Genomic DNA, 19,627 nt, shown 5'->3' on the forward strand with positions numbered 1-19,627 from the left:
GCCTCTGGTCTCTGCTCAAACAACCTACATAAGATCAGGTGGCACTTTAAACTGAAAGGATTTCAGAGCTCATTTATACTGCTGTTCTAAATAGGTTTTTAAGCACGGTGAAAAGAACAAATGACCTTGATAAAAACCCTGTGCCGTCTTGGTTGCGACCAAACTCCATAACAACATCAGTATGGCTGCAAAAGCATAGCCAACGGCATACAGGAAGGCCAAATTGAGTTGCTGGGCTAAGGTTAAGATTGCCAGTGTATATACGCCCAATGGGAAGGTCAGTCCCCACCAGCCCAAATTAAACGGCAAGTCCTGTTTGGCATGGTGCAAAGTCGTCAGTACCGCAATCCCCAACCACCACAGGCCAAAACCCAGCAGAATTAAACTGGCCAAAATCCCCGCCTGCTGAAATAACTGCCCCAGTTGTGCTAAGCCCAAACTTGCCATCAGCGTCGGTGCCTGATTCCCCAGAACCAATAACGCCAAAGCAGCAGTGCCTATCGGACCCAAAGCCAACCAACTGCTGACCGCCAACTCTTTTTCAGGCAGTTTATGTAAGACCAAACGCAACATTAAAATCGTTAAAATAGCAAAGGCGGGTAATACTGAAACACCCCACAACACATAACTGCCCAATAGAATCGCAACTGCATGAGTATCAGTTGCCAAATGCCCCAGCAATAAACCACCACTGCTAGCGGCAACTTCACAGGCCACGATCGGCAACAACCACACCGCAGTCATCTGCTGTAAAGCATGCTCCTGATGCCGATACATGGCAAAAGGAACTGCCCACGCCACCAAGAGCGCCAAGACTACATCTGCATACCAGAGCGTTTGCGCAATCTGTACAGCTGTGTCGCCATAAATAGGCTGACCATACTTTAAAAAGCCATTGAGGATGGTGGCCAGCGCCATCGGGATCGTCCCTAAAAATAGGCTCATACTTGGATGTTGAAAAATCTGTTTGGCTTCGTGCGGATAAAATGCCCAACGTAATCCATATAGCACACTAAAAAGTACAAACAGTAAAATATTGAAATACCACAGCCCTGTGCCGAGTTGCCATGTGAGTGCCTTTAATATCGGAAACTCTGATACAATTAACGCCACAACACCTGTTCCCATACTGACAGTGAACCAGTTGGGGGTGAACTGACGAATGATATTGTGGCGCTGTCCAAGTTGTGTAAATGGTTTTTGCATGAGTTCGGCCTCATTTAAAATCTACATTTATACTAATCAAATTCATAAATAAGAAAAATTGATTAATTTATATTAAATAAATCAATAAAATTGATATAAGTATGCTTTGCGCTAAATTTTGCGTTGTCAAAAAACAACCACAAGACGAATGCCCAAGAATATGGCAATATATAAGCCGTTCTTAATTCCAAGCACTTGATTTGCCCATGAAGCTGCTCCGTCTAAATGCTTTGCCTTCACATACCCAATTAGAAAAAACCGCTGTCACCATCGGTAATTTTGACGGGGTGCATTTGGGTCATCAAGCCATGATTCATCAGCTCAAAGCCGTTGCAAAACAACAAAATCTAAAAACAGTGGTGATGATTTTTGAGCCTCAACCACTTGAATTCTTTAAAGGTTATGATGCTCCACCGCGTATTTCATCATTGCGTGAGAAAGTCGAATATTTAACTGAGCTGGGTGTGGACTATATTGCGGTCGCGAAATTTGACAACAGCTTCCGAAGTTTAAGTGCAGAACAATTTGCCGATATTTTAAAAGAAAAACTCAATGCCCAAAGTTTGGTTTTAGGCGATGACTTTCACTTTGGTAAAAACCGCCAAGGCAACAGTGAATTTCTAGAAAACTATGGTTTTCAAGTCCGCAATCTAGAAACCATCCTCTCAGAAGGTGAACGCGTCAGTTCAACTCGGATTCGCCAAACACTGGCCGCAGGGGACTTGGCGCTGGCTGCTCAGTTATTAGGGCGCCCTTATAGCATTACAGGTCGCGTACAATATGGCGACCAAATTGGCCGAACCCTTGATTTTCCAACCATTAATGTACGTTTAAACCGACATAAACCCTGTTTAAACGGCATTTATGGTGTAGATGTGATGTGTGAAACCACGTCTTTACGCGACAAAGTGAAAGCAGACCACCCTGATCGATTAGGGGTTGCAGGATATGACCATTCAGCGCTTTTTGGTGCGGGTCATGTCGGAACACGTCCAGCCATTCAACAAGCACAGCCAGAATGGCGATTAGAAGTACATTTCCCTGATGTTTCTGCTAATCTGTATGGCTTGTTAATGCGGGTCACTTTCTTAAACTATTTACATGGTGAAAAGAACTACCCTTCGCTGGAAGCACTAAAAGCGGGAATTGATGATGATGTGGTGAAACTGCTTGAGTTCCGCCAAAACACCCCCACATTTCCCTTTTAAATACCAATCAATTTTATGTAAAACGCGTCAGCCGAGCCGCTGATTAAATTGGAAGACATCTTGCATGAGCGATAAGCAAACTACTGAAAATGCAGTGGATTATAAAGCCACACTCAACCTCCCAGGTACCGAATTTGCCATGAAAGCAAACCTTGCGGTGCGTGAAGCAAAATGGTTAGAAGAGTGGTATGCCGACAACATTTATCAGCAGATTCGTGCGTCGCGTATTGGCAAGAAAAAATATGTCCTGCATGACGGCCCTCCTTATGCAAATGGCCAAATTCACTTGGGTCATGCGGTCAATAAAGTTTTAAAAGATATCATTATTAAAAGTCGTATTCTCGACGGCTTCGATGCCCCTTATGTACCGGGTTGGGATTGTCACGGCCTTCCGATTGAACTGAAAGTAGAAGAGAAAGTCGGTAAAGTGGGTGTGAAGGTGGATGCTTCTACTTTCCGTAAAGCCTGCCGTGAATATGCTTACACCCAAGTTGAACTGCAAAAGAAAGACTTTGTACGTATGGGCGTGTTTGGTGACTGGGACAATCCTTACCTGACCATGAACTTCAAGCAGGAAGCGGACATTGTGCGCTCTGTTGGCGCGATTGCAAAAGCAGGCCATATCGAACCAGGTCTTAAACCTGTGAATTGGTGTTTAGACTGTGGTTCAGCTTTGGCTGAAGCCGAAGTGGAATATGAAGATAAAAAATCTGACGCGATTGACGTTGGCTTTACGGTTGTCGACTTAAAAGACTTAAGCGCACGTTTAAATCTCAACGTAGACGCTGCAACAGATATCGTAATTTGGACCACCACGCCTTGGACTTTGCCTGCAAACCAAGCGGTTGCCGTCCATGCTGAAATTGACTATCAACTTGTTCAAGTTAGCACCGACCGTGGCGTGCAAAACTTTATTTTAGCCAAAGACTTGGTTGAATCAGCAGTTGAGCGTTATAAGCTTGAAAACCCTGTGGTTCTAGCTGATTTTAACGGCTCAGCAATCGAAAACCTATTATTACAACACCCGTTACTGACCGATCGCCAAGTGCCTGTGATTTTAGGTGAACACGTGATTGCAACCAGCGGTACAGGGGCGGTACATACGGCACCGGGCCATGGTGTGGACGACTATAAAGTTGGCTTACAGTACAACTTAAAAGTTGAAAACCCAGTGGGCGGTAATGGTGTGTATTTACCAACTTCACCGATTTTTGCAGGCGAGCACATCTACAAAGCCAATCCAAAAATCATTGAAGCTTTGGGTGCCGTCGGTCGCTTATGGGCACATCAACCGATCAAACACAGCTACCCACACTGCTGGCGCCATAAAACACCGATTATCTTCCGTGCGACCCCACAGTGGTTTATCAGCATGGATGCACAAGGTCTGCGTCAAAATGCGTTAAATGCGATTGAAAACGAGATCAGCTTTGTGCCTGATTGGGGTAAAAACCGTATTCAAGCCATGATTGAAGGTCGTCCGGACTGGTGTATTTCACGTCAACGTACTTGGGGTGTGCCAATCCCATTCTTCGTGCATAAAGACACCAACGAACTCCATCCGCGCACAGCAGAGTTGATCGAAGAAGTCGCGAAGTTGATCGAACAAGAAGGGATTGACGCTTGGTATAACCGCGAAGCCAAAGACTTTATTGGTGATGAAGCAGAACAGTACAACTGTGTTCGTGACACTTTAGACGTGTGGTTCGACTCAGGCACAACGCACTATGCCGTGTTGCGTGAACGCGAAGAACTCACCGATCCTGCTGATTTATACCTTGAAGGTTCAGACCAACACCGTGGTTGGTTCCAGTCTTCATTGCTCACCTCAATTGCCATCAATGAACGTGCACCGTACAAAGGCTTACTGACTCATGGCTTCGTGGTGGATGAAAAAGGCCGTAAGATGTCAAAATCTTTGGGCAACATCATCACCCCACAAGACATCATTAAAGATATGGGTGCAGACGGCTTACGTTTTTGGATTGCATCGGCCGATTACCGTTATGAAATGACTGCTGGTAAAGAAATCTTTAACCGTGCATCAGATGGCTACCGCCGTATTCGTAATACCTTACGTTTCTTATTGGCAAACCTCAATGGTTTCAAACCATCGACGGATGCACTGCCTGTAGATCAATTGATCGCACTTGATCAATACGTCTTGCAACGTGCAGCGGACGTACAGAAAACTATTCAGCAAGCCTATGAAGATATGAACTTCCATATCGTGGCAAATGCACTGACCAACTTCTGTATCAATGACTTGGGTGGTTTCTACCTCGACATCATCAAAGACCGTCAATACACCACCAAAGCCGATTCACAAGCGCGCCATTCAGCTCAAACTGCGCTGTATCATTTAGTGCAAGCCTTTGTACGTTGGATGTCACCAATCTTAAGCTTTACCGCTCAAGAAGCATGGCCACTCATTCCAGAACAAACTGAGAAATATGTGTTCACTGCGGAATGGTATGACATTCCTGTGGCTTCAAAAGCAAACTTGTTGTCTGAAGCCGATTGGCAAACCCTGATTGCAGTGAAGTCTGCGGTGAACAAGTTCATCGAAACTGCGCGTACCGCGAAAATCGTGGGTTCAAATCTCTCTGCCAAAGTTGAACTGTGGGCAGATGCAGAACTCAAGGACGTACTGGATCGTTTAGATGATGAACTTCGTTTTGTTATGATCACTTCACAAGTCTTGGTCAATGCATTCGATGCAACTCAGGGTGAAGCCTCTGATCTGGCAGGTCTGAATGTTCAAGTCTCGGCGGCTGATGGTGAAAAATGTGTACGCTGCTGGCATGTTCTGCCAGATGTGAATACACATGTTACACATCCAGGTCTATGTGGTCGTTGTATTATCAACCTTCCTACAGGCCAAGGCGAAGAGAGAAAGTATGCCTAACCCACAACATAAAAAGGGCTTATTCCAATTCTATCCGCACAATTTAGTGTGGGTAGGTTTGGCTATTCTAGCGATTGTCTTAGATCAATGGACCAAATGGATTGCCAGTACCCATCTGAATTATGCAGATCCAGTACCAGTCCTGCCCTTTTTAAATTGGACCTTATTGCATAACTATGGCGCAGCCTTTAGTTTCTTGTCCGATGCGGGCGGCTGGCAACGTTATTTCTTTACCTCTCTTGCAGGTATTGTATCTGTCATTTTCCTGTTTTGGCTGATGCGTATGCCCAAAACCGTAAAAGTGCTGCCCATCGCGATTGCCCTAATTTTAGGTGGTGCTATAGGGAATTTAATTGACCGTGTAACATTAGGCTACGTGGTTGATTTTATTCATGTGTACTATCAAAACAGCCACTTCCCTGCGTTTAATATTGCAGATAGTGCGATTACGCTAGGAACGATCCTTTTGTTGATCGATACCTTTTTTCTCGAAAAAAACCGTATCCAACGTGCCAAAGTAAACCATGACTGATTTTATTAATCCCAATGAAGAAACTCGCGTAAGCGAAGGTTCAAAAGTAGAGTTACATTTTTCTGTGTGCATTGAAAATGGCGTAGAAATTGATAACACACGTAGCCGTGAAGAGCCTGTAAGCCTTGTAATGGGTGATGGCAGCTTACTGCCTGGTTTTGAAAAAGCCCTGTTCGGTTTACGTGCTGGCGACCGTCGTACAGTGAGCCTACCACCAGAAGATGCTTTTGGCCCGTGGAACCCTGAAAACGTACAACAGTTTGATACGGTCAAGTTTGAACAGCGTCCTATTGAAGGGCACATGATTGAATTTGAAGACAAAGCCAAACAAAGCCTGTATGGCGTAGTGAAAACTGTAGGTGATGACATCACCGAAGTCGACTTTAACCATCCATTGGCAGGTAAAGATATTACTTTTGAAGTTGAAATCTTCAAAGTGACGCCTGCTGGCCAACAAGGCATCAAAATTATGTAAAGCCACAGATCGACTGTCTGTGTGTCAGCCAAAGCCCCTTCGGGGGCTTTTTTAATGCCTCAAACATTGGTCAATCAGATACATATTCAATCTATGCAAAGCCTAATTTTCATACTACCGTAGCGTAATCACATTTATTTTCCCAAGGGTTTTTGATGAAAATTCAGGTCATTATAGGCAGTGTGCGCGAAGGTCGGACAGCCATTAAAGTTGCACGATGGGTACAAAAAGGCTTTGAACAACTTGGGCTCAATACGGTCCAACTCGAATTGGTCGACTTAAAAGAGTGGGATTTACCGATTTTTTCAGGTGCAAATCCCCCAATGACAGGGATTTATGATCAACCCAAACAACAAGCATGGGCTGACCACATTGCGCAAGGCGATGCCTTTATTTTCATTAGCCCCGAATACAATCATGGTTATAGCCCTGCACTTAAAAATGCCTTAGATTACTTAGGCAAAGAATGGCAAGGTAAGCCTGCGGCCTATATCAGTTATGGTGGTACCAATGGCTCACGCTCCATCGACCAAATTCGCCAAGTCGGTACTCAGCTCGGCCTGGTTGATACCAATGCGGTGATTGAAATTCGAGATATTTTTTCACGCAATAAAACCGCAGATTTTGAACCAAATCCTTTTGATGAGAAAAATTTAAAAGCAGCAATTGATAAACTTATTAAATATGTCAGTGCATAAGCATGAGATTCTTCTGTACGCTATTGCTTACAGTAACTTGAGTATTTGTCGGCTTTTCAATAAACAGCATCGACGCTATAGTTAAATCATACGAGACAGGATGTCTCAGATGAAAAACAAAAATAACAACATACACAGCAGGATGCTGATCGGTAGGACAGGAGTTATACCGCTTGAAAGAATTTAAAAAGCCCTCGACAGGATGTCGGGGGCTTTTTAATTGTATTGATTTTTAGCTCAATATTTCTCTAAAAGCCCAAATCTAGATCAGATATTAACGAACCTCTTATATGCTTCAATACTTTAGAAGAAGCTCGTGAATACAAATCAAATTGGTCTGTCAGGATGACTATCCCAACTTAAATTTTATAAAATAATGATATAAAACAAATATATAAAAACATAGGAAATTTAAAAAACATCACTTCCATCCATCGTACATATTTAAGCGCTAATCCATAAAATAGATCCATCAAATATTAAGACTTTCACCATTTGTCAGTATGTTTTTCTGCACAACGAAATATTACATCTGCTGCTCGAACTACACTTTATACTCTCGCCTACTGAACATCTGCTGCTTCAGCCAAAAGACTTCAGTCCAATACAATGAATTAAAAAAACAAAAATAGAGACCATTCACATGCAACTAAACACCACACTTTTAAATGATTATTGCAAAATTTATGTCGCTGATCCCGAATATACAGATGTAGATGCTCTAACCGCTTACGTTAGAGTCCATCGCACAGAACTTATGCAAGAGTTGCATCAGTACGGCATCTTATTATTTCGCGGCTTTAAATTACAACGTCACTATGAATTTCATGAGTTGATCGAACATCATTTTCAGCTTGAACCTTGGCATACATTTACGCCTAAAAAATCAGGTTGGTTTGCCTCTTTCATTCGTAAATATAGCGAAAATCGTGCAGGTAATGATAGACCTTATCTCAACCACAATACGGTGCAATTAGGCTCTGTTGAAAACTCAATTCAAGGTCCACATGTCGAAGGTGGCCTACATTCGACTCGCTCGCGTTATATTGCCATGTTTTACCAAGAACCCGCGAACCATGTGCTCGAAACAGGGTTTAATAACCTCGAAAAAATTTGAACCTATTTTCCAGTCAGCTTACAACAAAAATACTTAGGTGCATGGAACCATTTTTCTTATATTTCAACACGTAAACTCAATCTATTTGATCGCTTGCTATTAAACAAAAGGCCCTTTCGTTTCAACAAACAACCAAATAAAGAAAGCAAACTTACCTTAAAACGCTCACCTTTCGTTGTCATACACCCGAGCACGCAAAAGTTGATGATCCAGCCGTGGGCTTTTGCAAACAATACCAACGCTTTTGCCCACCAAGCTGCACAAAAAAGCTTTAAGCATAGAGGTAGACTTCTACCAGACCCCACGGCTAACTGCATGCAACTGTCATGGGAACTTTTCACCCATGAAGGTGAAAAAATTGAATGGACCGATCAGGAAAAACAACACTTATTTGAAGCCTTATATCACGATGTACTCTTGCTCCAGTGGCAAAAAGGGGATGTCGCCTTGATCGATAATATTAAAATTGCCCATTGGCGGATGAATGGCAAACAAGGACAACGAAAACTCATGCAGATCCAAGCCAATGTCTTCAATGCCGATCAACATGCTGCGCTTTAAAACCGTCTTTCCTAGCAACACTCTGTTTGGGTGATTAATGTGAAAGCAGCTGAATTAAATCAGCATGTTTCCCATCCTCAATCACCCAAATACTGCCATCTTTCGCTTGTTGTAAACCACGGATACGTTCTTTCATATCTATCCGTTGGATTTCTTTTACTGGCTGTGCTGTGGTGTCAACAATAATTAACGCTTTAGATGAAAGCCCACCAATGATGGCTTTATCCTGCCACTTTGGAAACATCTGTCCCGTATAAAAAATCAAACTCGATGGAGAAATGACAGGTGTCCAGTCTAATTTTGGCGCTTCAAACTCAGACCGCGTGGCGTGGTCAGGGATATTCAAACCACTATAATGATCACCATTCGAAACGATTGGATAACCATAGTTTTTAGCCTTTTGAATTAAATTGAGCTCATCGCCACCTTTGGGGCCCATCTCCACCACCCAAAGTTGTTTTTTGGCATCCAAAGCCATGCCTAAAGGATTACGATGCCCCAAACTCCATATTTGTTTTGAGACATCCCCTTGCATCTGAAATGGATTATCTGAAGCAACCGAACCATCATCATTCAAGCGAATCATTTTTCCAAGGTTCGATGTTAACTCTTGTGCGGGATCAAACTTTTGCCGTTCTCCCGAACTAATCCATAATTTCCCTGCACCATCAAATAATATCCGATGAGCATAGTGTCCCTGTCCACGTACCTTCGGTGCTTGTTTCCATATCGTTTTAATGTTATCTAATTTTGGCTGCAGCTGATCTAAATTCAAATCAGCACAAATCACAACCGCACCATAACCACCTTGCCCTGCTTCTGCATAACTAAGATAAATTTGATGGTTTTGTGCAAACTCAGGATGTAAAACAATATCACCTAACCCGCCTTGGCCACCATAAGCCACTTTAGGTATATTCCTAATGAGAGTCTTTGTCTGATCTATAGGATTAAATAAAATCAACTGTCCCGATCTTTCTGTAATTAATAATCGCCCATCGGGCAATACCGCTAATGCCCATGGCTCATTAAATTCAGCGATACGCTTTAGCTGCATAGATGTGCCTAAAGAAGCAGAACCGTCCTGTTGTTCCTGTGCTGCTGACTCCGCTGGTCTTTGTGCATGACATGCCATTAATCCAAAAAATGCACTCACTGTCATCAACAAACAAAACGCTTTTTTGCTCAGCATTGCCTTATCCATTCAAACGCACGATTACCATTCATTGTAGAGAAATCATAAGTACAACGTTATCCACTTTGGTAACAAGATGAATCTGTGTAAGTCAAAGCTTACAAATACTGAGGAAAGTGACCACTAGCCTTAAAACAGCTTACCGCATATATTAAATACATCAGGAGACAGGACATTTCCCAAACTTAAAACAACAACAATCAGTTTGAGCATTAGGATGTGAGATATGACAGGAGTTGTATCTAAGCACTGAAATACAAAGAAACCTCGACAAGATGTCGGGGGTTCTTTTTTATTGAGCACATTAAAATCTAAATCAAAACCTGTTTTGGCATATTTTGCATGATCACGAGTTAACTATAGCCATTCTTTTCCAACGGATATAGATGAAATAGCTGCCCAATTGCTCAAAATGCATTCATATTGTTAGTTAAAATTTCTTTTACTGAAGAAGAAACCATCAAATTCAAGTGAAAAACTAAATCTATTAAATTTTAAAGGCTATGTTTTATCTAATATTTTTAATCTTCCGTGCATAAAAAAATCCCCCTATCTCATTTGAGTTAGGGGGATTTGAATTAATGAGCTGGCGATGACTTACTCTCACATGGATAACTCCACACTACCATCAGCGCTAAGAGGTTTCACTTCTGAGTTCGGGAAGGGATCAGGTGGTTCACTCTTGCTATTGTCGCCAGCACAACTGTTTATGACTATTCGTTTGGTCTTATTTACACATTGTGTATGCCTAACTTTCATCAAATGAGTTATTAACAGAATATCTGAGTTAATTTAATTTGCACATTGTACTTAGCTTTATAACTAAATCAAGTTGTTTGCAGTGATTTGAACCACAACACCAACTGTTTGGGTGTTGTATAGTCAAGCCTCACGAGCAATTAGTATTGGTCAGCTTCACATATCACTATGCTTCCACATCCAACCTATCAACGTCGTAGTCTTCAACGGCTCTTTAGAGGACATAAAGTCCTAGGGAAATCTTATCTTGAGGTAGGCTTCCCGCTTAGATGCTTTCAGCGGTTATCCCTTCCGAACATAGCTACCCGGCGATGCGACTGGCGTCACAACCGGTACACCAGAGGTTCGTCCACTCTGGTCCTCTCGTACTAGGAGCAGATCCTCTCAAATTTCCAACGCCCACGGTAGATAGGGACCGAACTGTCTCACGACGTTCTAAACCCAGCTCGCGTACCTCTTTAAATGGCGAACAGCCATACCCTTGGGACCTGCTTCAGCCCCAGGATGAGATGAGCCGACATCGAGGTGCCAAACACCGCCGTCGATATGAACTCTTGGGCGGTATCAGCCTGTTATCCCCAGAGTACCTTTTATCCGTTGAGCGATGGCCCTTCCATACAGAACCACCGGATCACTAAGACCTACTTTCGTACCTGCTCGACTTGTGGGTCTCGCAGTTAAGCGCGCTTTTGCCTTTATACTCTACGCGTGATTTCCGACCACGCTGAGCGCACCTTCGTACTCCTCCGTTACTCTTTAGGAGGAGACCGCCCCAGTCAAACTACCCACCAGACATGGTCCTCGTCCCGGATAACGGGACAGAGTTAGAACCTCAATATTACCAGGGTGGTATTTCAAGATTGGCTCCACCGAAACTAGCGTCTCGGTTTCAAAGCCTCCCACCTATCCTACACAAGTAAGATCAAAGTTCAATGTCAAGCTGCAGTAAAGGTTCACGGGGTCTTTCCGTCTAGCCGCGGGTACACCGCATCTTCACGGCGAATTCGATTTCACTGAGTCTCTGCTGGAGACAGCGCCCCCATCATTATGCCATTCGTGCAGGTCGGAACTTACCCGACAAGGAATTTCGCTACCTTAGGACCGTTATAGTTACGGCCGCCGTTTACTGGGGCTTCGATCAAGAGCTTCGCTTACGCTAACCCCATCAATTAACCTTCCAGCACCGGGCAGGCATCACACCCTATACGTCCACTTTCGTGTTTGCAGAGTGCTATGTTTTTAATAAACAGTTGCAGGGGCCTGGTTTCTGTGGCTGCCAATAGCTCAAGGAGTAAATCCTATCACCGTCGGCAGCGTACCTTCTCCCGAAGTTACGGTACCATTTTGCCTAGTTCCTTCAGCAGAGTTCTCTCAAGCGCTTTGGTCTACTCGACCTGACCACCTGTGTCGGTTTCGGGTACGATTCCTATGTAACTGAAGCTTAGAGACTTTTCCTGGAAGCATGGTATCAGCCACTTCACTGTACAAGTACAGCTTGCTATCAGTTCTCAGCATAGAGTACCCCGGATTTGCCTAAGATACATGCCTACAACCTTCCACCTGGACAACCAACGCCAGGCTGACTTAACCTTCTCCGTCCTCTCATCGCATTACATAGAAGTATTGGAATATTAACCAATTTCCCATCGACTACGCCTCTCGGCCTCGCCTTAGGGGTCGACTCACCCAGCCCCGATTAACGTTGGACTGGAACCCTTGGTCTTTCAGCGTGCGAGTTTTTCACTCGCATTGTCGTTACTCACGTCAGCATTCGCACTTCTGATACCTCCAGCATACTTCTCAATACACCTTCATCGGCTTACAGAACGCTCCCCTACCACTTGCAATAAATTGCAAATCCGCAGCTTCGGCATATAGTTTTAGCCCCGTTACATCTTCCGCGCAGGCCGACTCGACTAGTGAGCTATTACGCTTTCTTTAAAGGGTGGCTGCTTCTAAGCCAACCTCCTAGCTGTCTATGCCTTCCCACATCGTTTCCCACTTAACTATAATTTTGGGGCCTTAGCTGGCGGTCTGGATTGTTTTCCTCTTGACTACGGACGTTAGCACCCGCAGTCTGTCTCCCGGATAGTACTCATTGGTATTCGGAGTTTGCATCGGTTTGGTAAGTCGGGATGACCCCCTAGCCGAAACAGTGCTCTACCCCCAATGGTATTCGTCCGAGGCGCTACCTAAATAGCTTTCGGGGAGAACCAGCTATCACCGAGTTTGATTAGCCTTTCACCCCTATCCACAAGTCATCCCCTGGCTTTTCAACGACAGTGGGTTCGGTCCTCCAGTTAGTGTTACCCAACCTTCAACCTGCTCATGGATAGATCACCCGGTTTCGGGTCTACACCCAGCAACTAAACGCCCTATTAAGACTCGATTTCTCTACGGCTCCCCTATGCGGTTAACCTCGCTACTGAATGTAAGTCGCTGACCCATTATACAAAAGGTACGCAGTCACCGAACAAGTCGGCTCCCACTGCTTGTATGCATGCGGTTTCAGGATCTATTTCACTCCCCTCACAGGGGTTCTTTTCGCCTTTCCCTCACGGTACTGGTTCACTATCGGTCAGTCAGGAGTATTTAGCCTTGGAGGATGGTCCCCCCATATTCAGACAAGGTTTCACGTGCCCCGCCCTACTCGACATCATCATATAAGCCCTTTCGTGTACAGGACTATCACCCACTATGGTTGCACTTCCCAGAGCATTCCACTAGAACTTATATGACTTAATGGGCTTTTCCCCGTTCGCTCGCCGCTACTGAGGGAATCTCAATTGATTTCTTTTCCTAAGGGTACTGAGATGTTTCACTTCCCCTCGTTCGCCTCGTATGACTATGTATTCATCATACGATACCTGCCTTATGACAGGTGGGTTTCCCCATTCAGAAATCTCCGGATCACAGGATATTTGCCGCCTCCCCGGAGCTTATCGCAGGCTATTACGTCTTTCATCGCCTCTGACTGCCAAGGCATCCACCACATGCACTTAATTACTTGACTATACAACCCCAAACAGTCGTAGTACCTACAAGTAGTACTAGGACAGATCGATTGCTCGATCATACAGTTTGTTGTTCTGTGTACTTAAACACTGTACAGCTTCAATTCAATTCACATACCAAAACGCTTGATTCAGTTAATTTCGCTAGTAACTCATTTCTTCAATCTTCATCAATCAGTAATAAATCACTGTTAATGTCGATCTTAAAAACGAGTATGAACAAATTATTTCAACTCAAATATATTCTGTTAATGATTTTTCCAGCCTTCGTCAGGTCAGGAAACTGCGATAAATCACAGAAGTTAATAAGCTTTAACTTACTAAGTTCTATAATCTATGGTGGAGACTAGGAGAGTCGAACTCCTGACCTCCTGCGTGCAAAGCAGGCGCTCTACCAACTAAGCTAAGTCCCCAGCTTATCAATAAGTCAATGTTTCTGGTTTTCTGTATTCAGCATTTAACAATGCTTGTTAGTCAGATTTGGTGGGTCTGACAAGACTTGAACTTGTGACCCCACGCTTATCAAGCGTGTGCTCTAACCAACTGAGCTACAGACCCTCAGATACATCGTCATGAAGAACAACTTGTTGTGGATTCTTACCAATCGTCAATCTTTCGTTAAGGAGGTGATCCAGCCGCAGGTTCCCCTACGGCTACCTTGTTACGACTTCACCCCAGTCATCGGCCACACCGTGGTAAGCGTCCTCCTTGCGGTTAGACTACCTACTTCTGGTGCAACAAATTCCCATGGTGTGACGGGCGGTGTGTACAAGGCCCGGGAACGTATTCACCGCGGCATTCTGATCCGCGATTACTAGCGATTCCGACTTCATGGAGTCGAGTTGCAGACTCCAATCCGGACTACGATCGGCTTTTTGAGATTAGCATCCTATCGCTAGGTAGCAACCCTTTGTACCGACCATTGTAGCACGTGTGTAGCCCTGGTCGTAAGGGCCATGATGACTTGACGTCGTCCCCGCCTTCCTCCAGTTTGTCACTGGCAGTATCCTTAAAGTTCCCGGCTTAACCCGCTGGCAAATAAGGAAAAGGGTTGCGCTCGTTGCGGGACTTAACCCAACATCTCACGACACGAGCTGACGACAGCCATGCAGCACCTGTATGTAAGTTCCCGAAGGCACCAATCCATCTCTGGAAAGTTCTTACTATGTCAAGACCAGGTAAGGTTCTTCGCGTTGCATCGAATTAAACCACATGCTCCACCGCTTGTGCGGGCCCCCGTCAATTCATTTGAGTTTTAGTCTTGCGACCGTACTCCCCAGGCGGTCTACTTATCGCGTTAGCTGCGCCACTAAAGCCTCAAAGGCCCCAACGGCTAGTAGACATCGTTTACGGCATGGACTACCAGGGTATCTAATCCTGTTTGCTCCCCATGCTTTCGTACCTCAGCGTCAGTATTAGGCCAGATGGCTGCCTTCGCCATCGGTATTCCTCCAGATCTCTACGCATTTCACCGCTACACCTGGAATTCTACCATCCTCTCCCATACTCTAGCTTCCCAGTATCGAATGCAATTCCTAAGTTAAGCTCAGGGATTTCACATCCGACTTAAAAAGCCGCCTACGCACGCTTTACGCCCAGTAAATCCGATTAACGCTCGCACCCTCTGTATTACCGCGGCTGCTGGCACAGAGTTAGCCGGTGCTTATTCTGCGAGTAACGTCCACTATCCAAGAGTATTAATCTCAGTAGCCTCCTCCTCGCTTAAAGTGCTTTACAACCAAAAGGCCTTCTTCACACACGCGGCATGGCTGGATCAGGCTTGCGCCCATTGTCCAATATTCCCCACTGCTGCCTCCCGTAGGAGTCTGGGCCGTGTCTCAGTCCCAGTGTGGCGGATCATCCTCTCAGACCCGCTACAGATCGTCGCCTTGGTAGGCCTTTACCCCACCAACTAGCTAATCTGACTTAGGCTCATCTATTAGCGCAAGGTCCGAAGATCCCCTGCTTTCCCCCGTAGGGCGTATGCGGTATTAGCATTCCTTTCGGAATGTTGTCCCCCACTAATAGGCAGATTCCTAAGCATTACTCACCCGTCCGCCGCTAGGTCAGGTAGCAAGCTACCCTTCCCCGCTCGACTTGCATGTGTTAAGCCTGCCGCCAGCGTTCAATCTGAGCCATGATCAAACTCTTCAGTTAAAATCATTAGTAGCTTATGGCTACAAATCTTGGCTCATCAATTTTCTGACAAATATTTCTCAAATAAACTTCGAGTAATTCTTACCATCAATCAATGAAATATTTTCGATCGATCAATCAGTAAAAATCCACACAAGTTGTTCTTCATAATCTCTTAATGATCTTTCTAACACCTCGTCAGTGCTAGAAGCTGGACTCAATATACTCAACAACTCAGCACTTCGTGCTTCGTTCGTTTCCGTCTATCTCGTCGGTATGGGGTGCATTCTAGACCATTACGAAATCTTTGCAACCCCCAAATTCATTTATTTGAAACGGGCGTTGGTTTTTTCTACAAAACTTAAGAAAAACCGTATTTTTCATCTATTTTTTGATCATATTTATCATTTTTTCTCTTATTTCTTTCAACATGAGCCTTTCATTTCCACTCTTTAAAAGTCTTTTTAAGCTTAAAGTTCAACCATTAGCATTTATTTTTTCTTTCAGCTGAGTCTTAGAGATCTTTTAGCAAAATTTTCAGACTTAAAATCGCCCAGTATTTATTCCGTCTTTGTATTTTTGATAAAGCATCTTTCTAAAGATGTAGTTTTTTTATATTTAATACACGCCTAAGCTGAAAAACTGCCGCATCGCTATAAAAACACCTAAGATTTAGTAAGAATGGAATGCTTAGTCTGTTTTTATTTCATTCGCGTAATAGCAAAGCCCTTTTCTATCTATACCAGGGTCAAGATAATTCAAGACAGAGCTGAAATAACAGCCACGATAAAGCTTGATGATAAGAAGCATCTGAATATAAGTAGAAAACGCTGTGCTATATACCTGTAAGGTAATGACCATCTTTATTGAAAAGTCTGTTGCACCTAACTTTTATGACAACTCGTTATTTGTCTGCGAGAAACTGATTTTAAAAACTAAATTTTTGCCAATAAAAAAGGAAGAGATCTCTCCCAAAACCTCTTCCTCGGAGTTAGATCGTTATCTGATCCATAGATGTCATTATTATAGTTATCTTAAAAAAAGTCCCTTGGGGAAGAGACTTGAAAACTGTGGAGAGTTATTCTTATTGGCCCTTCTAGCGATGTTAAAAACATCAACTAGACGTTGAAATCTTATACACACTCATTTTAAATTGCAATATTTTTGGAAAAAATTAAGCATTGTTTTTATAAGGTTTTTTTTGAATTTACTTATTTGATTTTTTTATAAAGATTAAAAAATAAAAAGCAGGCCGAAGCCTGCTTTTATATCAATAACTTAAAGCATATATATGCACTGACTTAGTCTGTAAAAGTGACTTTCGCAATGGCTTTTTTACCCGACTGGATAATTAAAGTGGCATTTTCTTTAACAGAGAAGCTCATATCAACCACGTTCCAATCGACTTTTACCGCACCACGACCCACGGCATCTTTTGCCGCTGCAGCATTTGGGTTTAAGCCCGCTACGCGAAGAATTGTTGCAATAAACAACTCGCCACCAAATTCTGCACGTGAAATTGTCACTTCAGGTGTTCCTTCGGGTAGTTCACCCTCAGTAATCAGGTTGCCTGCACCTTTATGTGCATTTTCTGCCGCTTCTGCACCATGGAAACGCTCTACCAACTCAAGGGCTAGAATTTTCTTCACTTCTTGTGGATTACGCCCTTCAGCAATTTCTTTTAGCAGGACTTTAATGTCTTCAACAGATTTAAAGCTGAGTAAATCGAAATAGCGTTCAATTAATGCATCTGGCATCGAAAGGACTTTTTGATACATTGCCCCTGGTGCATCAAATACCCCAATATAGTTACCCAAAGACTTAGACATTTTGTTCACACCGTCTAAACCTTCAAGGATTGGCACTGTAATGCAGACTTGCGCTTCTTGGTCATAACGACCCTGAAGTGTACGCCCCATCAATAAGTTAAAGGTTTGGTCTGTGCCACCCAACTCAACATCCGCCTCAAGGGCAATCGAGTCATAACCTTGAACCAATGGATATAAAAATTCATGAATTGCGATTGGTTGATGGTTGTTATAACGCTTGGTGAAATCATCACGCTCAAGCATACGTGCAACCGTTTGCTGTGATGCCAACTGAATCAGGTCAGCAGCCGTTTTTTCGGCAAACCATTCTGAGTTAAAACGCACTTTAGTTTTGTTCGGATCAAGAATTTTAAACACCTGTTCTTGATAAGTTTTTGCATTTTCAAGCACTTGCTCACGCGACAATGGTGGGCGTGTTGCACTTTTTCCAGTCGGGTCACCGATCATCGCGGTATAGTCCCCAATCAAGAAGGTCACGTCATGACCCAAGTCTTGGAAAGTTTTCAGTTTATTAATTAAAACCGTATGCCCCAAGTGCAAGTCAGGCGCAGTCGGGTCAAAGCCCGCTTTAATTTTTAAAGGACGATTTTCTTTTAATTTCTTCAGAAGATCTTCTTCAGAAATAATTTCATGCGTGCCTCGTTGAATGAGAGCAAGTTGTTCTTCAGCCGGCAGGAAATTTGACATCACAAAACCCAAACACATCAGTTATTCAATTTGTGCGATATACTAACACTTTTTCAGCACATTGCAGGCTTTAGAATAATCATGACAGCGATCTATATTGGGGTAATGACTGGCACCAGCATGGATGGTGTTGATATTGTTGCTGCTTCTTTTGATCCATTGCAGCTTCACGCCACCCTCACTCTTTCTTTCGACCCAGATTTACGCGATGAACTGATGGCACTCACTTTGCCCGGTGACAACGAAATCGACCGTATGGGTAAGGCAGATGTGGCTTTAGCAAAGATGATTGGCGAAGGCATCAATCAACTGATTGAACAAAGTCATTTAGATCGTAGTCAAATCAAAGCGATTGGCTCACATGGACAAACCATTCGCCATCGCCCAGAGCACGGTTTTACCCTGCAAATTGGTGACCCAAACATCATCACTGAAATCACCCAAATTCCTGTGATTTCAGATTTTCGACGTCGTGATATGGCCGCAGGTGGCCAAGGTGCCCCGCTGGTTCCTGCTTTTCACCAAGATATGTTCCAACATGAGAGTATTCATCGCGTCATCTTAAACCTAGGCGGCATTGCCAATGTCAGTATGTTACCCGCAGGCCAACCTGATCAGGTCTACGGTTTTGATACAGGCCCAGCCAACATTTTAATGGACGCTTGGTGTGAACGCTTTACTGGACAGCCCTACGATGAAAATGGCAATTGGGCAGCTTATGGCCATCCAATTCGTAGCTTGCTTGATCGGCTCCAATCCCATGAGTATTTTTCTAAAGAACCACCGAAAAGCACTGGCCGTGAAGACTTTAACCTCGAATGGTTAGATGAACAAATTGCCGACTGGCGCAATGACCTTGAATATGACGAGCTTGAAGATAGTCCAGAAAATGTTCAAGCCACATTAATGAAGCTCACCACGCGCGCCATTAAAAAAGCCATTTATCGCTCCGATATGGATACTGGTGAAGTCTACGTCTGCGGCGGTGGTGCGTATAACTCGCATCTTTTAGAACAATTACGCTGGCGCTTACGTAAACATAATTGGTCTGTACAAACCACCTCCGCCATTGGCTTAGCCCCAACGTGGGTAGAAGCAACCGCCTTTGCTTGGTTGGCTATGCGCTTTATCCAGCAACTCAGTGGCAACTTACCGACAGTGACAGGGGCACAAGGTAACCGTATTCTCGGAACGATTACCGCGGTTTAAACATCACAGTGCTTCTGACCTTTTAGTCGCAACCAGTGCAAATCAAAAAAGCCAGTCAGGTGAATAACCGACTGGCTTTTTATCTATCTCAGC

The 19,627-nt window shown here is 43.9% G+C and carries 11 protein-coding genes, 2 tRNA genes and 3 rRNA genes; 8 read left to right on the forward strand and 8 right to left on the reverse strand.

Going from position 1 to position 19,627, the window contains the following annotated elements; translation table 11 throughout:
• Window positions 1–69: 69 nt before the first annotated feature.
• On the reverse strand, window positions 70–1,206 hold the full coding sequence (locus AC0KVP_RS16610; protein WP_473338035.1) for a TDT family transporter: 1,137 nt from the start codon (window positions 1,204–1,206) through the stop codon (window positions 70–72).
• A 206-nt stretch (window positions 1,207–1,412) separates the two neighbouring features.
• Between AC0KVP_RS16610 and ribF the strand changes: the two genes are divergently transcribed.
• The 7 genes from ribF (at window position 1,413) to AC0KVP_RS16645 (ending at window position 8,705) form a co-directional block, all read left to right on the forward strand.
• Window positions 1,413–2,414: a bifunctional riboflavin kinase/FAD synthetase gene (gene ribF, locus AC0KVP_RS16615; RefSeq protein WP_473338037.1), complete on the forward strand. Its 1,002-nt coding sequence runs from the start codon at window positions 1,413–1,415 to the stop codon at window positions 2,412–2,414.
• A gap of 64 nt (window positions 2,415–2,478) precedes the next feature.
• Window positions 2,479–5,322, forward strand: a complete 2,844-nt coding sequence (gene ileS / locus AC0KVP_RS16620) for an isoleucine--tRNA ligase (RefSeq protein WP_473338039.1) — start codon at window positions 2,479–2,481, stop codon at window positions 5,320–5,322.
• Window positions 5,315–5,854 (forward strand): signal peptidase II, encoded by a 540-nt coding sequence (gene lspA / locus AC0KVP_RS16625; protein ID WP_178904546.1) that lies wholly within the window; start codon window positions 5,315–5,317, stop codon window positions 5,852–5,854. The genes ileS and lspA overlap by 8 nt, the downstream gene beginning before the upstream one ends.
• The gene (locus AC0KVP_RS16630; RefSeq protein ID WP_004684162.1) at window positions 5,847–6,329 is read left to right on the forward strand and encodes an FKBP-type peptidyl-prolyl cis-trans isomerase; all 483 of its coding nucleotides are present in this window, start codon (window positions 5,847–5,849) and stop codon (window positions 6,327–6,329) included. The genes lspA and AC0KVP_RS16630 overlap by 8 nt, the downstream gene beginning before the upstream one ends.
• 155 nt (window positions 6,330–6,484) lie before the next feature.
• Window positions 6,485–7,027: an NADPH-dependent FMN reductase gene (locus tag AC0KVP_RS16635; protein WP_473338042.1), complete on the forward strand. Its 543-nt coding sequence runs from the start codon at window positions 6,485–6,487 to the stop codon at window positions 7,025–7,027.
• Between the two features lie 643 nt (window positions 7,028–7,670).
• Complete coding sequence (locus tag AC0KVP_RS16640; RefSeq protein WP_473338045.1) at window positions 7,671–8,144, forward strand: hypothetical protein; 474 nt, start codon at window positions 7,671–7,673, stop codon at window positions 8,142–8,144.
• 315 nt (window positions 8,145–8,459) lie between these two features.
• Window positions 8,460–8,705: a hypothetical protein gene (locus AC0KVP_RS16645; RefSeq protein ID WP_473338047.1), complete on the forward strand. Its 246-nt coding sequence runs from the start codon at window positions 8,460–8,462 to the stop codon at window positions 8,703–8,705.
• A 34-nt stretch (window positions 8,706–8,739) separates the two neighbouring features.
• On the opposite strand, the gene AC0KVP_RS16650 is transcribed toward AC0KVP_RS16645, so the two are convergent.
• The 7 genes from AC0KVP_RS16650 to tyrS all read right to left on the reverse strand — a co-directional run bounded on the left by AC0KVP_RS16650 (window position 8,740) and on the right by tyrS (window position 18,343).
• Entirely contained in the window at window positions 8,740–9,897 is a 1,158-nt protein-coding gene (locus tag AC0KVP_RS16650) for a PQQ-dependent sugar dehydrogenase (protein WP_473338049.1), read from the reverse strand.
• Between the two features lie 587 nt (window positions 9,898–10,484).
• Window positions 10,485–10,599, reverse strand: a 5S ribosomal RNA gene (gene rrf / locus AC0KVP_RS16655).
• Window positions 10,600–10,778: 179 nt separating this feature from the next.
• Window positions 10,779–13,672 (reverse strand): 23S ribosomal RNA (locus AC0KVP_RS16660).
• A gap of 338 nt (window positions 13,673–14,010) precedes the next feature.
• Window positions 14,011–14,086 (reverse strand) — tRNA-Ala (locus AC0KVP_RS16665).
• 68 nt (window positions 14,087–14,154) lie between these two features.
• A tRNA-Ile gene (locus AC0KVP_RS16670) sits at window positions 14,155–14,231 on the reverse strand.
• A gap of 61 nt (window positions 14,232–14,292) precedes the next feature.
• Window positions 14,293–15,830: ribosomal RNA gene (locus tag AC0KVP_RS16675) — 16S ribosomal RNA — on the reverse strand.
• Together the 16S, 23S and 5S rRNA genes with 2 tRNA genes alongside form the textbook arrangement of a ribosomal RNA operon.
• 1,280 nt (window positions 15,831–17,110) lie before the next feature.
• Complete coding sequence (gene tyrS / locus AC0KVP_RS16680) at window positions 17,111–18,343, reverse strand: tyrosine--tRNA ligase (protein ID WP_473338051.1); 1,233 nt, start codon at window positions 18,341–18,343, stop codon at window positions 17,111–17,113.
• Between the two features lie 63 nt (window positions 18,344–18,406).
• Here tyrS and AC0KVP_RS16685 point away from each other — a divergent pair, with 63 nt between their 5' ends.
• On the forward strand, window positions 18,407–19,534 hold the full coding sequence (locus AC0KVP_RS16685; RefSeq protein ID WP_126039055.1) for an anhydro-N-acetylmuramic acid kinase: 1,128 nt from the start codon (window positions 18,407–18,409) through the stop codon (window positions 19,532–19,534).
• The last annotated feature ends 93 nt before the right edge of the window (window positions 19,535–19,627 follow it).

This window comes from Acinetobacter sp. DL27 (genome assembly GCF_055810995.1).

Bases quoted from the DNA above. Each gene is read 5' to 3' on its own strand.
- AC0KVP_RS16610 (WP_473338035.1), bottom strand. From the start codon at position 1,206: ATGCAAAAACCATTTACACAACTTGGACAGCGCCACAATATCATTCGT.
- ribF (WP_473338037.1), top strand. From the start codon at position 1,413: ATGAAGCTGCTCCGTCTAAATGCTTTGCCTTCACATACCCAATTAGAA.
- ileS (WP_473338039.1), top strand. From the start codon at position 2,479: ATGAGCGATAAGCAAACTACTGAAAATGCAGTGGATTATAAAGCCACA.
- lspA (WP_178904546.1), top strand. From the start codon at position 5,315: ATGCCTAACCCACAACATAAAAAGGGCTTATTCCAATTCTATCCGCAC.
- AC0KVP_RS16630 (WP_004684162.1), top strand. From the start codon at position 5,847: ATGACTGATTTTATTAATCCCAATGAAGAAACTCGCGTAAGCGAAGGT.
- AC0KVP_RS16635 (WP_473338042.1), top strand. From the start codon at position 6,485: ATGAAAATTCAGGTCATTATAGGCAGTGTGCGCGAAGGTCGGACAGCC.
- AC0KVP_RS16640 (WP_473338045.1), top strand. From the start codon at position 7,671: ATGCAACTAAACACCACACTTTTAAATGATTATTGCAAAATTTATGTC.
- AC0KVP_RS16645 (WP_473338047.1), top strand. From the start codon at position 8,460: ATGCAACTGTCATGGGAACTTTTCACCCATGAAGGTGAAAAAATTGAA.
- AC0KVP_RS16650 (WP_473338049.1), bottom strand. From the start codon at position 9,897: ATGCTGAGCAAAAAAGCGTTTTGTTTGTTGATGACAGTGAGTGCATTT.
- tyrS (WP_473338051.1), bottom strand. From the start codon at position 18,343: ATGTGTTTGGGTTTTGTGATGTCAAATTTCCTGCCGGCTGAAGAACAA.
- AC0KVP_RS16685 (WP_126039055.1), top strand. From the start codon at position 18,407: ATGACAGCGATCTATATTGGGGTAATGACTGGCACCAGCATGGATGGT.